10 protein-coding genes and 1 pseudogene are annotated in these 13,660 nt (G+C 69.2%); 10 read left to right on the top strand and 1 reads right to left on the bottom strand.

The genetic code is table 11. The features are described from left to right. The first annotated feature begins 4 nt into the window (after window positions 1-4). From QA802_RS15155 to QA802_RS15115, 9 genes are all read left to right on the top strand, one after another. Window positions 5-370 carry a DUF4233 domain-containing protein gene (locus QA802_RS15155; RefSeq protein WP_307056132.1) on the top strand — a complete coding sequence of 122 codons (366 nt, stop codon included), beginning with the start codon at window positions 5-7 and terminating at the stop codon, window positions 368-370. 127 nt (window positions 371-497) lie between these two features. Beyond that, window positions 498-911 (top strand): nucleoside-diphosphate kinase, encoded by a 414-nt coding sequence (ndk, locus tag QA802_RS15150; protein ID WP_107443950.1) that lies wholly within the window; start codon window positions 498-500, stop codon window positions 909-911. Between the two features lie 230 nt (window positions 912-1,141). Next, window positions 1,142-2,161, top strand: coding sequence for a rod shape-determining protein (locus QA802_RS15145; RefSeq protein ID WP_054244925.1), 1,020 nt, complete (start codon window positions 1,142-1,144; stop codon window positions 2,159-2,161). Window positions 2,162-2,390: 229 nt separating this feature from the next. Then, window positions 2,391-3,329 (top strand): rod shape-determining protein MreC, encoded by a 939-nt coding sequence (gene mreC / locus QA802_RS15140; RefSeq protein ID WP_319171301.1) that lies wholly within the window; start codon window positions 2,391-2,393, stop codon window positions 3,327-3,329. A 15-nt stretch (window positions 3,330-3,344) separates the two neighbouring features. Beyond that, window positions 3,345-4,016: a rod shape-determining protein MreD gene (mreD, locus tag QA802_RS15135; protein ID WP_266717688.1), complete on the top strand. Its 672-nt coding sequence runs from the start codon at window positions 3,345-3,347 to the stop codon at window positions 4,014-4,016. A 178-nt stretch (window positions 4,017-4,194) separates the two neighbouring features. Next, complete coding sequence (gene mrdA / locus QA802_RS15130) at window positions 4,195-6,444, top strand: penicillin-binding protein 2 (RefSeq protein WP_334522405.1); 2,250 nt, start codon at window positions 4,195-4,197, stop codon at window positions 6,442-6,444. Continuing rightward, on the top strand, window positions 6,441-7,640 hold the full coding sequence (gene rodA / locus QA802_RS15125) for a rod shape-determining protein RodA (RefSeq protein WP_334522402.1): 1,200 nt from the start codon (window positions 6,441-6,443) through the stop codon (window positions 7,638-7,640). Before mrdA ends, rodA begins: the two co-directional genes overlap by 4 nt. Before the next feature lie 92 nt (window positions 7,641-7,732). Further along, entirely contained in the window at window positions 7,733-9,358 is a 1,626-nt protein-coding gene (locus tag QA802_RS15120; protein ID WP_334522399.1) for a CYTH and CHAD domain-containing protein, read from the top strand. 119 nt (window positions 9,359-9,477) lie between these two features. After that, window positions 9,478-11,430: a TIGR03960 family B12-binding radical SAM protein gene (locus tag QA802_RS15115; protein ID WP_334522396.1), complete on the top strand. Its 1,953-nt coding sequence runs from the start codon at window positions 9,478-9,480 to the stop codon at window positions 11,428-11,430. 756 nt (window positions 11,431-12,186) lie between these two features. Here QA802_RS15115 and arsM read toward each other — a convergent pair. Continuing rightward, window positions 12,187-13,080 (bottom strand): arsenite methyltransferase, encoded by an 894-nt coding sequence (gene arsM, locus QA802_RS15110; protein ID WP_334522393.1) that lies wholly within the window; start codon window positions 13,078-13,080, stop codon window positions 12,187-12,189. Between the two features lie 128 nt (window positions 13,081-13,208). Between arsM and QA802_RS15105 the strand changes: the two are divergent. After that, window positions 13,209-13,570: pseudogene (locus tag QA802_RS15105) on the top strand (ArsR/SmtB family transcription factor). Window positions 13,571-13,660 lie beyond the last annotated feature (90 nt).

The raw sequence follows: 13,660 nt of genomic DNA, 5'->3' as shown, positions 1-13,660 counted from the left end.
ACCCATGCGCACTCTCTGCTCCTCGACCCTGATCGGCGAGTTCTTCGTCATCGGCTTCGCCGGCCTGGTCGCGATGAAGGACGCCGACCTGTCCACGTCCACGGTGTGGACGGTCTGCGGCGTCGCCATGCTCCTCAGCGTGCTGCTGTGCGGCGTGGTCACCCGGCCCGGGGGCGTCGCCCTCGGCTGGGCGCTGCAGATCGCTCTCGTCGCGTCCGGGTTCTTCGTCCCGATCATGTTCTTCTTGGGCGTGCTCTTCGGCGCCCTGTGGTGGGCTTCGGTGCACTACGGCAGAAAGGTCGACGAGGCGAAGGCCCGCTTCGCCGCGCAGGCCGCCGGCCCCTCCCCGGACCCTGCTGACGCTGTGTGACAAACGCCGGGACACGCCCTGTAACCTCATCCCACCGCACACGCCGGCGCCGCCACCCGGCGCCGGCGCATCGGCACAGCACACCGGCAGTAGAAACAGCACACCAGGCAGTAGAAGGAGTCACCTCGTGAGCCAGCGCACCCTCGTCCTGCTCAAGCCCGACGCCGTCCGTCGTGGCCTGACCGGCGAGATCATCAGCCGTATCGAGCGCAAGGCCGGCTGGCGGATCACGGCGCTGGAGCTGCGCACCCTGGACCAGGACACGCTGGAGCAGCACTACGGCGAGCACAAGGGCAAGCCCTTCTACGAGCCGCTGGTGCAGTTCATGGCTTCCGGCCCGGTCGTCGCGCTGATCGTCGAGGGCGAGCGGGTCATCGAGGGCGTGCGCGCGCTGGCCGGCCCGACCGATCCGATCGCCGCCGCGCCCGGCTCCATCCGGGGCGACTACGGTGTGATCGTCCGCGAGAACCTGATCCACGCCTCCGACTCCGAGGAGTCCGCCGAGCGCGAGGTGAAGATCTTCTTCCCCGGCCGCGCCTGATCCGAGGGCTTTCGCGGCGGCCGAGCGGGCGATCGAGGGAACGTGAGCCCCCGAACGCCCGTCTCCGGAAGCGAACCCACACAGCATCTGCAAACAATGGCGGAGACCGCTCCGCAGTGTTCGTGCAGGCGCGTTTACGATGGAAGCCTTCACGTCACAGCACCCACCTCGCCGACCTGAAAAGCCCTCAAAGCTCATGGAAGGCCAGTCGAATCCTGATGGGGAACTCAATGTCGTTCATCGGCCGTGACATGGCTGTCGACCTCGGGACCGCCAACACGCTGGTGTACGTCAGGGGTCGCGGGATCGTACTCAACGAGCCGTCCGTCGTCGCGATCAACACCAACACCGGTGGCATCCTCGCGGTCGGCGCCGAAGCGAAGAAGATGATCGGGCGCACCCCCGGCAACATCGTTGCCGTGCGCCCGCTGAAGGACGGCGTGATCGCCGACTTCGAGATCACCGAGCGGATGCTCCGCTACTTCATCCTGAAGATCCACAAGCGGCGGTATCTGGCTCGGCCGCGAGTCGTCGTCTGCGTGCCCTCGGGCATCACGGGCGTCGAGCGCCGCGCCGTCATCGAGGCGTCGACCCAGGCCGGCGCCCGTCAGGTGCACATCATCGAGGAGCCCATGGCCGCGGCCATCGGCTCCGGCCTGCCGGTCCACGAGGCCACGGGCAACATGGTGGTGGACATCGGCGGCGGCACCACGGAGGTCGCGGTCATCTCGCTCGGCGGCATCGTCACCGCCCAGTCCATCCGCGTCGCGGGTGACGAGCTGGACAGCTCGATCATCCAGCACATCAAGAAGGAGTACTCGCTCCTCCTCGGTGAGCGGACGGCTGAGCAGATCAAGATCACGATCGGTTCCGCCTATGACCTCGACGACGACCAGCACACCGAAATCCGCGGCCGGGACCTCGTCTCCGGGCTGCCCAAGACCGTCGTCATCTCGGCCGCCGAGGTGCGCAAGGCGATCGAGGAGCCGGTCAACGCGATCGTGGACGCCGTGAAGACCACGCTCGACAAGTGCCCGCCGGAGCTGTCCGGCGACATCATGGACCGCGGAATCGTTCTGACCGGCGGCGGAGCCCTGCTGCGCGGGCTGGACGAACGGCTGCGCCGCGAGACCGGCATGCCCATCCACATCGCGGAGGACCCGCTGGACAGCGTGGCGCTCGGCTCCGGCAAGTGCGTCGAGGAGTTCGAGGCGCTCCAGCAGGTTCTGGACGCCGCGCCGCGCAGATGACGTAACGCTTCGATTCCGCCGTACGGGATGATCCCCTCTCGTGCGGCGGATCGTTGATCCAGAGGCATAAGCTCCCACAAAGCGCCCTTGGCCATGTCGGCCCGGGGCTACCCGAATTACCGATTCCGCCTCCCGGAACCCGACACCCGCTTCCTGACCTTGCTTCTGATTCCTGAATCCTGATTCCTGTTCTTGGTTTTTCTCTCGAGGAAGGGCACGGCCGCCGCACGTGAGGGACACACGAGAGAGCCGGCTGCTCCTGGTGCTGCTGATCGCCGTCGCGTTCGCGCTGATCACGGTGGACATCCGCGGCGGGGAGGACTCCCCGGTCGACGGCGCCCGGCAGGCCGCGGCCGCGGCCTTCGGCCCGATCGAGGACGGCGTGGCGTCGGCGGTCGACCCCGTCGGCAACGCCGTCTCCGCCGTCCGCGACTCCGGCGAACGCCATGACCGGCTGGCCGCGCTGGAGCAGGAGAACGCGGCTCTCAAGGCGAAGCTCGGCAGCGACGACCGCAACCGCAGCCGGCTGGCACAGCTCGACAAGACGCTGAAGATCGCCGGCGCCGGTCAGTACGGCATCAAGGGCGCGGAGGTCATCGCTATAGGAGCGGCCCAGGGCTTCTCCTGGACGATCACCATCGACATCGGCGCGCGCGACGGCGTCAGGCGCGACATGACGGTCCTCAACGGGGACGGGCTGGTCGGGCGTGTCACCACCGTCGGCCCGAACACCGCGACCGTCCTCCTCGCCAGCGACCCCGACTTCACGGTCGGCACCCGGATGGAGGCGTCCGACGAGCTCGGCTTCGCCTCCGGGCAGGGCGACCGGCCGCTGCGCGTCGAACTCCTCAACGGCAAGGCCGACGTGAAGAAGGGCGACCGGCTGGTCACGTTCGGCTCGCAGGCCGACAAGCCCTTCGTGCCCGGCGTCCCCGTCGGCGTCGTCTCCCGCGTCGACCCCTCCGGCGGCGACCTCACCCGCACCCTCTACGTCACGCCGTACGTCAGCTACACCAAGCTCGACATCGTGGGCGTCGTCGTCGAGGCCCCGAAGAAGGATCCGCGCGACACCGTGCTCCCCTCGAAGCCCAAACCGGTCCCCACGCCGACGGTGACCGTCACGGTCATGCCGAGCGCGAACGCACCCGAAGACGGCCAGCAGCAGTAGGAGCTGACAACCATCATGCGCGTCAACCGGATCCTGCTCTCCGTCCCGCTGGTAGTGGTCGCCCTGGTGATCCAGGTGAGCGTCCTCGCCCGGCTCCATCTCCCGGGAGCCGTCCCCGACCTGCTCCTGCTCACCGTCCTGGGCCTCGCCATGGTGTACGGCCATGTCGGCGGCGCCCTCATCGGCTTCGGCGCCGGTCTGCTCGCCGACCTGGCGCCCCCCGCCGACCACGCCGCCGGCCGCTACGCCCTCGTGCTGTGCGTCATCGGCTACCTCGCCGGGCTCGCCAAGCCCGAGACCGGGCAGATCAAGTCGGCCACCGGACCGATGGTCGTGGTGGTCGGCGCGGCCATCGGCTCCACCCTGCTGTACGCAGGGGTCGGCGCCCTCGTCGGCGACACCGCCGCCCGTCATGTCGGCCTCACCGGGCTGCTGTTCACGGCCGCCCTGTACGACCTGCTGCTCGCGCCGTTCGTCGTCCCCGCGATCATGTTCCTGGCGCGGCGCGCCGACAACGACCCCCTCGCGGAGACCAACTCCGCCGCCAACAGCCCCGACATCTCCTCCGGCTGGCTCTCCTCCGGGACCGGCCTGCGGATCGGCGGGCAGCGCGGCGGACTCAAGCTGAAGGCGGCCAAGTCGCGGGCGACCCGGGCGGGCCGCATCAAGGGGGTCAAGCGGCTGTGAGCACCGGGGCCCGCACGCGGAGCGCACCAGTCGACGAATCACCCGAACGGGGTACGGCCAGGCGGAACGGGGCCTCACAGGCCGATCGTTCATCATTCGTCCGCGCACACATGTTCGCGCACCGAGAGACGCACCGGGAGACGCGCCGAGAGGCGCACCGAGAGGGGGAGCAGCCGCAGTGACCAACATCCCCGAGACCGGCCGGACCCCACGGGTCCAGATCCGGCTCGTCGTGATCCAGATCCTCGTCCTCTCCCTGCTCGGCACCCTCGGCGGCCGCCTGTGGTACCTCCAGATCCGGGAGGGAGCGGCGTACGCCAAGGAGGCCTCCGGCAATCACGTCCAGCAGGTCGTCGAACCCGCGGTCCGCGGCTCGATCCTGGACGCGCGCGGGGTCCCCCTCGCCGACAACGAGACACGGCTCGTGGTCTCCGCCTCCCGCACCGACCTGCTGAAGCAGAAGGACGACGGCAAGGCGGTCCTGGCCAAACTCGCGGGCGTCCTCGGCATGAAGCCCGACGAGGTCGCGCAGAAGGTCCGGCTGTGCGACGCGAAGACCCCCCAGCCCTGTTGGAACGGCTCGCCGTACCAGCCGATCCCCATCACCGACGAGGCGACCGCCAAGCAGGCTCTCCAGATCCGCGAGCGCGCCGAGGACTTTCCCGGCATCACCGCCGAGCCCGAGGCCGTGCGTCGTTACGCGGCCCCCGGCAACGCCAACACGGCCCAGGTCCTCGGCTACCTCTCCCCGGTCACCGACGAGGAGATCACCAAGGCCCAGGACAGCGACTCGCCCTACCTGCGCTCCGACCAGGTCGGCCGCTCCGGCCTGGAGCGTCAGTACGACAAGCAACTGCGCGGCAAGGCCGGCGTCACCCGCTACGAGGTCGACAACCTCGGCCGCGTCATCGGCGAGGCCGAGGCGGACGAGGCACAGCCCGGCGCCAACCTCGTCACCAGCATCGACGCCCGCGTCCAGCGGGTCGCCGAGTACGAGTTGAACAACGCGATGAAGATCGCCCGCACCCAGTTCGACAAGATCACCGGCGAGAACTACAAGGCCGACTCCGGGGCGGTCGTGGTGATGGAGGCCAAGACCGGCCGCGTCGTCGCCATGGCGTCCGCGCCCGCCTACGACCCCAACGTCTGGGTCGGCGGCATCTCCGCCAAGGACTACAAGAAGCTCACCGGCAAGAACTCCGACTACCCGCTGCTCAACCGGGCCATACAGGGTCAGTCGGCGCCCGGTTCGACGTTCAAGGTGGTCTCCACGGCCGCCGCGGTCGAGGCGGGCTACGAGTGGGACGGCGGCTACCCGTGCACCAGCTCGTACTCGGTGGGCGGCCAGGTCTTCAAGAACTTCGAGGGGGAGAGCTTCGGCCCCATCTCGCTCGGCCGGGCCCTCGAGGTCTCCTGCGACACCGTCTTCTACGGCCTCGCGGACCGGGAGTGGAAGAAGGACGGCGGCATCAACCCGAAGAAGGGTGAGCCCAAGGACTACTTCTACAAGGCGGCCCACCAGTTCGGCCTCGGCAAGGAGACCGGCGTCGACCTGCCCAACGAGGTCACCGGCCGGGTCCCCGACCGCCAGTGGAAGGAGTCCTACTGGAAGGCCAACAAGGCCTCCTGGTGCAAGTACGGCAAAAAGGGCGGCACTTACGTCGAGATGATCGCGTACGAGAACTGCCTCGAAGGCAACAAGATGCGCGAGGGCGACTCGATCAACTACTCCATCGGTCAGGGCGACACCCTCGTCACCCCGATCCAGGAGGCCGTGATCTACGGGGCGCTCGCCAACGGCGGCACGATGTACACCCCGACCATCGGCAAGGCCATCGTCAGCGCCGACGGCAAGACCGTCCAGGAGATCAAGCCCAAGCCCAAGGGCAGGCTGCCGGTCGACAAGGCCACGATCAAGGGAATGGACGCCGCCCTGGAGGGCGTGGTCACCCGCGGTACCGCCGCCTGGAAGTTCGGCGGCTGGCCGCAGAAGGAGATCCCGCTGCACGCCAAGACCGGTACCGCCGAGGTCTACGGCAAGCAGACGACGTCCTGGCTCGCCACATACAGCGAGGACTACACGGTCATCATGACGATCGCCCAGGCCGGTACCGGCTCGGGCGCCTCCGGTGAGGCCGTGCGGCACATCTACAACGCGATGTACGGCGTCTCCGACGACGGCAAGATCGACAAGAAGAACGCCCTGCTGCCCACCCCGCAGGCCGGCCTGCCGAAGGTCCAGGCGGACGGCACGATCAAGCCCCCGAAGATCTCCAAGGACCCGGCCAAGGAGCAGCGCGCCAGCCAGCAGACCGCTCCCGAGCCTGACGGGACGCAGACCGCGGCCACCGTCCAACAGAACACCGGCGCCAACCGCGACACCCGCAGGCGACGGCGCAAGAGGGGAAGCCGGAGGATGTGCACATGACCGGCGCGAACGGTTTCTCCGTCTCCGGATACGGGCCCGAGCGGGCCGGCTGGACCCGGGTCTTCGCCCGTGACTCGCTGGCCCGGCGGCTGGACTGGCCGATTCTGATGTCGGCGGTCGCCCTGTCCCTGATCGGCTCGCTCCTCGTCTACTCGGCGACCCGCAACCGCACCGAGATCAACCAGGGCGACCCGTACTACTTCCTCCTCCGCCACCTCATGAACACCGGCATCGGGATCTGCCTGATGATCGGCACGCTCTGGCTCGGCCACCGCACCCTGCGCAACGCGGTACCGGTCCTCTACGGCCTCTCGCTCATGGGCATCCTGGCCGTGCTGACGCCGCTGGGCTCGACGGTCAACGGCGCGCACTCCTGGATCGTCGTCGGCGGCGGCTTCTCGCTCCAGCCCTCCGAGTTCGTGAAGATCACGATCATCCTGGGCATGGCGATGCTGCTCGCGACCCGGGTCGACGCGGGCGACAAGCTCTACCCCGACCACCGCACGGTGCTCCAGGCCCTCGGACTCGCGGCCGTCCCCATGCTGATCGTGATGCTGATGCCCGACCTCGGGTCCGTCATGGTCATGGTGCTGATCGTGCTGGGTGTGCTGCTGGCTTCCGGAGCCTCCAACCGCTGGGTCTTCGGACTGCTCGGCGCGGGCGCGGCCGGCGCCGTCGCCGTCTGGCAGCTCCACATCCTGGACGACTACCAGATCGCCCGCTTCGCCGCCTTCGCCAACCCCAGCCTCGACCCCGCGGGCGTCGGCTACAACACCAACCAGGCCCGCATCGCGATCGGCTCCGGAGGTCTCTCCGGCGCCGGTCTGTTCCACGGCTCACAGACGACGGGCCAGTTCGTCCCGGAACAGCAGACCGACTTCGTCTTCACCGTCGCGGGCGAGGAACTGGGCTTCCTCGGCGCGGGCCTGATCATCGTCCTGCTCGGTGTGATCCTCTGGCGCGCCTGCCGCATAGCGCGTGAGACGACGGAGCTGTACGGCACGATCGTCGCCGCCGGCATCGTGGCCTGGTTGGCCTTCCAGTCCTTCGAGAACATCGGGATGACCCTGGGGATCATGCCCGTGACGGGCCTGCCGCTGCCCTTCGTCTCCTATGGAGGCACGTCGATGTTCGCCGTCTGGGTGGCGGTGGGTCTGCTGCAGTCCATCCGGGTGCAGCGGCCGATGTCCGCGTAAGCACGCGGAGACCTTGCGCTTTGCCCGAGTCAGGCCGGGATCCGGGCCCGTACGCCCTGCCGTACGGGCCCGACTCCGACTAGATTCGATTCATGGCGGAGACGAAACGCGAGATCGAGCGCAAGTACGAATCCGATGACAGTGGACTGCCCGACCTCACCGGCGTGGCGGGAGTCGCGTCCGTCCTCGACCAAGGCGTCGCCGAGCTGGACGCGACCTACTACGACACGTCCGACCTGCGGCTGGCGGCGGCCGCCATCACCCTGCGCCGCCGTACCGGGGGATCCGACGCCGGCTGGCACCTGAAACTCCCCGTCGCCGCCGGCGTCCGGGACGAGATCCGGGCCCCGCTCTCCGACACCGTGCCCGAAGAACTCGCCGGGCTGGTCCGTGCCCGCGTCCGCGAGGGACAACTGGTACCCGTGGTGCGACTCCGCTCGGACCGGGACGTCCGCCATCTCCTCGACGCCAAGGGCCGGCTGCTCGCCGAGGCCAGCGTGGACGCCGTCCGGGCGGACCGGTTGTTCGGTGGCGAAGGCAGCGCCCAGTGGACCGAGATCGAGGTGGAGCTCGCCGACGGCGGCGATCCCGCCCTCCTCGACAAACTGGAGAAGCGGCTGCGGAAGGCCGGCGTGCGGCCCTCGCGGTCGGCCTCGAAGTTGGCGCGGGCCCTGGCGGAGACGGCGCCCAGGAAGAAGCGGGCCAGGGCGAAGGCGGCGGCCGAGGGCGACGACGGGGCGAAGACGGCGGCGGAAGGGAAGGGCGGCGCCAAGGGGAAGGGCGGCGCCAAGGGGACGTCGGCGGTCGAGGCGAACAGGACGGGACGGCGGGCCCCGGACCGGGAGCCCGTGACCGCCGGTGATCACGTGCTGGCGTACGCCCGTGCCCAGCGGGACGCGATCCTCGCGCTGGATCCGGCCGTCCGCCAGGACACCGAGGACGCCGTGCACGACATGCGGGTCGCCACCCGCCGGCTGCGCAGTACCTTCCGCTCCTTCCGCAAGGTCCTGGACCGGGCCGTCACCGACCCGATCGGCGTCGAGCTGAAGTGGCTGGCCGGCGAGCTGGGCGTGGGCCGCGACCAGGAGGTGCTGGCCGAACGCCTCACGGACGGCCTCGCCGACCTGCCGCACACCCTCGTCTCCGGCCCGGTCGGCGAACGACTGCGGACCTGGGCCAAGGCACAGCACCACGGTTCCCGCCGCCGGCTGCTGGGCGTCCTCGACTCGGCGCGCTATCTCACCCTGCTGGACACCCTGGACGCGTTCGTCGCCGACCCGCCGCTGCGGACGGCCGCCGAGGGCAAACCGGCGAAGGTGCTCGCCAAGGCCGTGCGCAAGGACCTCCAGAAGGTGTCCGACCTCGTCGAGCAGGCCTTGGCGGCGCCGCCAGGCCACGACCGAGACGAGGGGCTGCACGAGGCGCGCAAGAAGGCCAAGCGGACCCGGTACGCGGCCGAGACGGCCACCCCGGCGATCGGCGGTCCGGCCAAGGCGCTGGCCAAGTCCATGAAGTCGCTGCAGAGCCGGCTCGGCGAGCACCAGGACAGCGTCATGGCCCGGCAGACCCTGCGCGAGCTGTCCGCCGTGGCGCACGCGGCGGGGGAGAGCGCGTTCACGTACGGGCTCCTCTACGGACGGGAGGAACGGCGGGCCGAGCTGGTGGAGAAGGAACTGCCGGCGGTCTGGGAGAGGATCCGCGGGGCGACGGAGGTTTGACGGCCGACCGCTACGGATCTTTCGCGGGTGGGGGAGGCCTTCGGCCGGGTTACGCTAGATGGTCACCCCCCAGCCTTCGCCCGGGGGACCCCCAGTCAGCTCACGAAGGTGCCCCCGCGATGTCTGTCGAGTCGGTCTTCCCGCAGCTCGAAGCACTGCTCCCGCATGTGCAGAAGCCGATCCAGTATGTGGGCGGCGAGCTCAACTCCACGGTCAAGCCCTGGGAGTCCTGCGACGTCCGCTGGGCGCTGATGTACCCGGACGCGTACGAGGTCGGCCTGCCCAACCAGGGCGTCATGATCCTCTACGAGGTGCTGAACGAGCAGGAGGGCGTCCTCGCCGAGCGCACCTACAGCGTGTGGCCGGACCTCGAGGCGCTGATGCGGGAGCACGCCGTCCCGCAGTTCACCGTGGACAGCCACCGTCCGGTGAAGGCCTTCGACGTCTTCGGCCTGTCCTTCTCCACGGAGCTGGGCTACACCAACATGCTGACCGCCCTGGACCTGGCCGGCATCCCGCTGGAGGCCAAGGACCGCACGATCGACGACCCGATCGTCCTCGCGGGCGGCCACGCGGCCTTCAACCCCGAGCCGATCGCCGACTTCATCGACGCGGCGGTCATCGGCGACGGCGAGCAGGCCGTCCTCGACATGACGAAGATCATCCGCGAGTGGAAGGCCGAGGGTCGCCCCGGCGGCCGCGAGGAGGTCCTCTTCCGCCTCGCGAAGACGGGCGGGGTGTACATCCCGCGCTTCTACGACGTCGAGTACCTGCCGGACGGCCGTATCGCGCGCGTGGTGCCGAACAGGTCGGGCGTGCCGTGGCGGGTGTCCAAGCACACGGTCATGGACCTCGACGAATGGCCCTACCCCAAGCAGCCGCTGGTCCCGCTCGCCGAGACGGTCCACGAGCGCATGTCGGTGGAGATCTTCCGCGGCTGCACCCGCGGCTGCCGTTTCTGCCAGGCTGGCATGATCACCCGCCCGGTGCGCGAGCGGTCCATCACGGGCATCGGCGAGATGGTGGAGAAGGGCCTGAAGGCCACCGGCTTCGAGGAGGTCGGCCTGCTCTCCCTGTCGAGCGCCGACCACAGCGAGATCGGCGAGGTCGCCAAGGGCCTCGCGGACCGCTACGAGGAGGACAAGATCGGCCTGTCCCTCCCCTCCACCCGCGTGGACGCCTTCAACGTCGACCTGGCGAACGAGTTGACGCGCAACGGCCGCCGCTCCGGCCTGACGTTCGCCCCCGAGGGCGGCTCCGAGCGCATGCGCAAGGTCATCAACAAGATGGTCTCCGAGGACGACCTGATCCGCACCGTCTCCACCGCGTACGGCAACGGCTGGCGTCAGGTGAAGCTGTACTTCATGTGCGGTCTGCCCACGGAGACGGACGAGGACGTCCTGCAGATCGCCGACATGGCGATGAACGTGATCGCCGAGGGCCGCAAGGTCTCCGGGCAGAACGACATCCGCTGCACGGTCTCCATCGGCGGGTTCGTGCCCAAGCCGCACACCCCCTTCCAGTGGGCCCCGCAGCTCTCCGCCGAGGAGACGGACGCGCGCTTGCAGAAGCTCCGGGACAAGATCCGCGGCGACAAGAAGTACGGCCGCTCCATCGGCTTCCGCTACCACGACGGCAAGCCCGGCATCGTCGAGGGCCTGCTCTCCCGCGGCGACCGCCGCATCGGCGCGGTCATCCGGGCCGTCTACGAGGACGGCGGCCGCTTCGACGGCTGGCGCGAGCACTTCTCCTACGACCGCTGGATGGCCTGCGCCGACAAGACGCTGCCCGCCTTCGGCGTGGACGTCGACTGGTACACGACCCGCGAGAAGACGTACGAGGAGGTCCTGCCCTGGGACCACCTGGACTCGGGCCTCGACAAGGACTGGCTCTGGGAGGACTGGCAGGACGCCCTCGACGAGACCGAGGTCGAGGACTGCCGCTGGACCCCCTGCTTCGACTGCGGCGTGTGCCCGGCGCTCGACACGCACATCCAGATCGGCCCGACCGGCCGGAAGCTGCTGCCGCTCACGGTCAAGAAGGACGCTGCGACCAGCGGCCACGGGCACTGAGGCGAGCGAAGCGCTGCGGCGATCGCCGAGGCCGTGGCTGACGCCACGGAGGACGAGGTGGCCGCGGCGCTCGGGTCACTTGGGGCGCTGAGAGGGCGAGAGCGGCGTGCCGTGCCCATGTGCTGAGAACGCCGCTGCCGTCGCCCGAGGGCTCTTCGCGGATCCGGTCCGAAGGGGAGAACGGGTCTGGGGGCGCGCCCGATCGCCCGGAGGCCCGCAATCGGCGGCAGCTGCCTTCGGGGCTCTCAGCGGGGCGGTGGAAATCGCACAAGCGGCTGGACAGCTGGGCCGCTCGTGCAGCGTGACGGACCTTGCGTCCAATGCGACCGGCGCACTACTGGGCTCCCTGGCAGGGGCCCTCTGGATCTACCGACGGCGGCGATCTCCAGGCAAGCCGCTGCGTGATCTCGCATGGGGCACTTCGCTTGGCGCGCTCGCCGTGTTGGCCGTTGGGGGCGTATTCGAGTTACGGATCGACCGGGTCGACAGCGTTGCGATGGATGACCAGAAGCGTGCTCTCGTTGAATCCGCCGTCCAGGCCGACGAGTGGATTGCCGCCGCGGCCAGGGGGGTCTTCGGGAGTGATACGCAGGTGCGGGAGACCCAGACCAATAAGGATGGAAACCTTCTGAAGATCACTGCGACCACGAACCGTGGCACCATCTCTGGTACGTGGCCGGCAAAGACCCTGGAGAGCGCTGGTGGGGCCTGTGCCGCCCGAGGATGCATCGGTCGGGAGGGGGCAGTCCTGGCTGGTCAGGTCTGGCAGCCGCAGGCTGATGCCGTTTTGGCCGCGCTGACGGTGACGGTGGGGTCTGTCGGTGTCTCGGCGTCGGTGCAGCAGGCGTTCACCCCGCAGCAGGAGTCGGCCGATGTGTTCGTCCGAGCGTCGGGCCGGGGCGCCGTCGGCTTGGACGCGCGGACGATCGCGGAGTGCATGCCGTCGGCGACCGTGTGCGTCGGAATGATCTCGACGTCGGTGAACCCGGCCGTTTCCAGGCCCGCGCGGTACTCCTCGAAGGAGAGCGCGCCCGCGATGCATCCCACGTAGTCGCCGCGCTCCGCGCGCTGGGCCGGGGGCAGGGAGTCGTCGGCGACCACGTCCGACACGCCGATCCGGCCGCCGGGCTTGAGAACCCGGTAGGTCTCGGCGAAGACGGCGGGCTTGTCGGTGGACAGGTTGATCACGCAGTTGGAGATCACGACGTCGATGGTGTCCGCGGGCAGCGGGATCGCCTCGATCGTGCCCTTGAGGAACTCGACGTTCGTCGCGCCGGCCTTCTCGGCGTTGGCCAGGGCCAGGGTGAGCATCTCGTCGGTCATGTCGAGGCCGTAGGCCTTGCCGGCGGGGCCGACGCGGCGGGCGGAGAGCAGGACGTCGATGCCGCCGCCGGAACCGAGATCGAGGACGCGTTCGCCCTCGCGCAGTTCGGCGACGGCGGTGGGGTTGCCGCAGCCGAGGGAGGCGGCCACGGCCTCGGCGGGCAGGGTCTCGCGCTCGTCGGCGGCGTACAGGGTGGAGCCGAAGTTCTCGTCGACCTCGACGGGCTGGGGCCCGCAACACGTGGTGCCGCCTTCGCTGACCTGCACGGCTGCTGCCGCATAGCGCTGACGGACGGTTTCCCGCAGATCGGTGGACTGCTCGGACATGGATGTCTCCTGAGTGACTGGGCGTGGCAATGGCACTGGCGATGGCATGGGCACTGCCCTGAACGGCTTGTATTGACGTTCATTGATTCAACCTTGCGCCCTGGATCGAGAAACGTCAACATAGAAGCATGTCGAATCACGAACTGAAGATCCTGGACCGGAACGGCGACACCGCCTGTTGCGAGGGGCTGGCCGCAGCGCCCCTGAAGGACGAGCAGGCCGCCGACCTGGCGAAGGCCTTCAAAGCCCTGGGCGACCCGGTGCGTCTGCGACTCATGTCGATGATCGCTTCGCGGGAGGGAGGGGGGTGTGCGTATGTGAGCTGACCCCTGCCTTCGACCTCTCGCAACCCACGATCTCGCACCATCTGAAGCTGCTCCGGCAGGCGGGGCTCATCGACTGCGAACGTCGCGGCACCTGGGTCTACTACCGGATCCTGCCTGCCGCCCTCGACCGTCTGGCCGGGTTCCTCGCCGTGCCGCAGCGGTGACCTTGCCGACCTGCCTGAAAGATACTTCTAATCGACGTATCGGACTCTTTACGGCGTTCCGATGGGGTATTCCTCGCGTGGTACGGACAG

Source organism: Streptomyces sp. B21-105 (genome assembly GCF_036898465.1).
GTDB lineage: Bacteria > Actinomycetota > Actinomycetes > Streptomycetales > Streptomycetaceae > Streptomyces.
The sequence above is the reverse complement of the archived record's forward strand: the minus strand, read 5'-3'. Positions and strand labels throughout refer to the sequence as shown.

Bases quoted from the DNA above. Each gene is read 5' to 3' on its own strand.
- QA802_RS15155 (WP_307056132.1), top strand. From the start codon at position 5: ATGCGCACTCTCTGCTCCTCGACCCTGATCGGCGAGTTCTTCGTCATC.
- QA802_RS15145 (WP_054244925.1), top strand. From the start codon at position 1,142: ATGTCGTTCATCGGCCGTGACATGGCTGTCGACCTCGGGACCGCCAAC.
- mreD (WP_266717688.1), top strand. From the start codon at position 3,345: ATGCGCGTCAACCGGATCCTGCTCTCCGTCCCGCTGGTAGTGGTCGCC.
- rodA (WP_334522402.1), top strand. From the start codon at position 6,441: ATGACCGGCGCGAACGGTTTCTCCGTCTCCGGATACGGGCCCGAGCGG.
- QA802_RS15120 (WP_334522399.1), top strand. From the start codon at position 7,733: ATGGCGGAGACGAAACGCGAGATCGAGCGCAAGTACGAATCCGATGAC.
- QA802_RS15115 (WP_334522396.1), top strand. From the start codon at position 9,478: ATGTCTGTCGAGTCGGTCTTCCCGCAGCTCGAAGCACTGCTCCCGCAT.
- arsM (WP_334522393.1), bottom strand. From the start codon at position 13,080: ATGTCCGAGCAGTCCACCGATCTGCGGGAAACCGTCCGTCAGCGCTAT.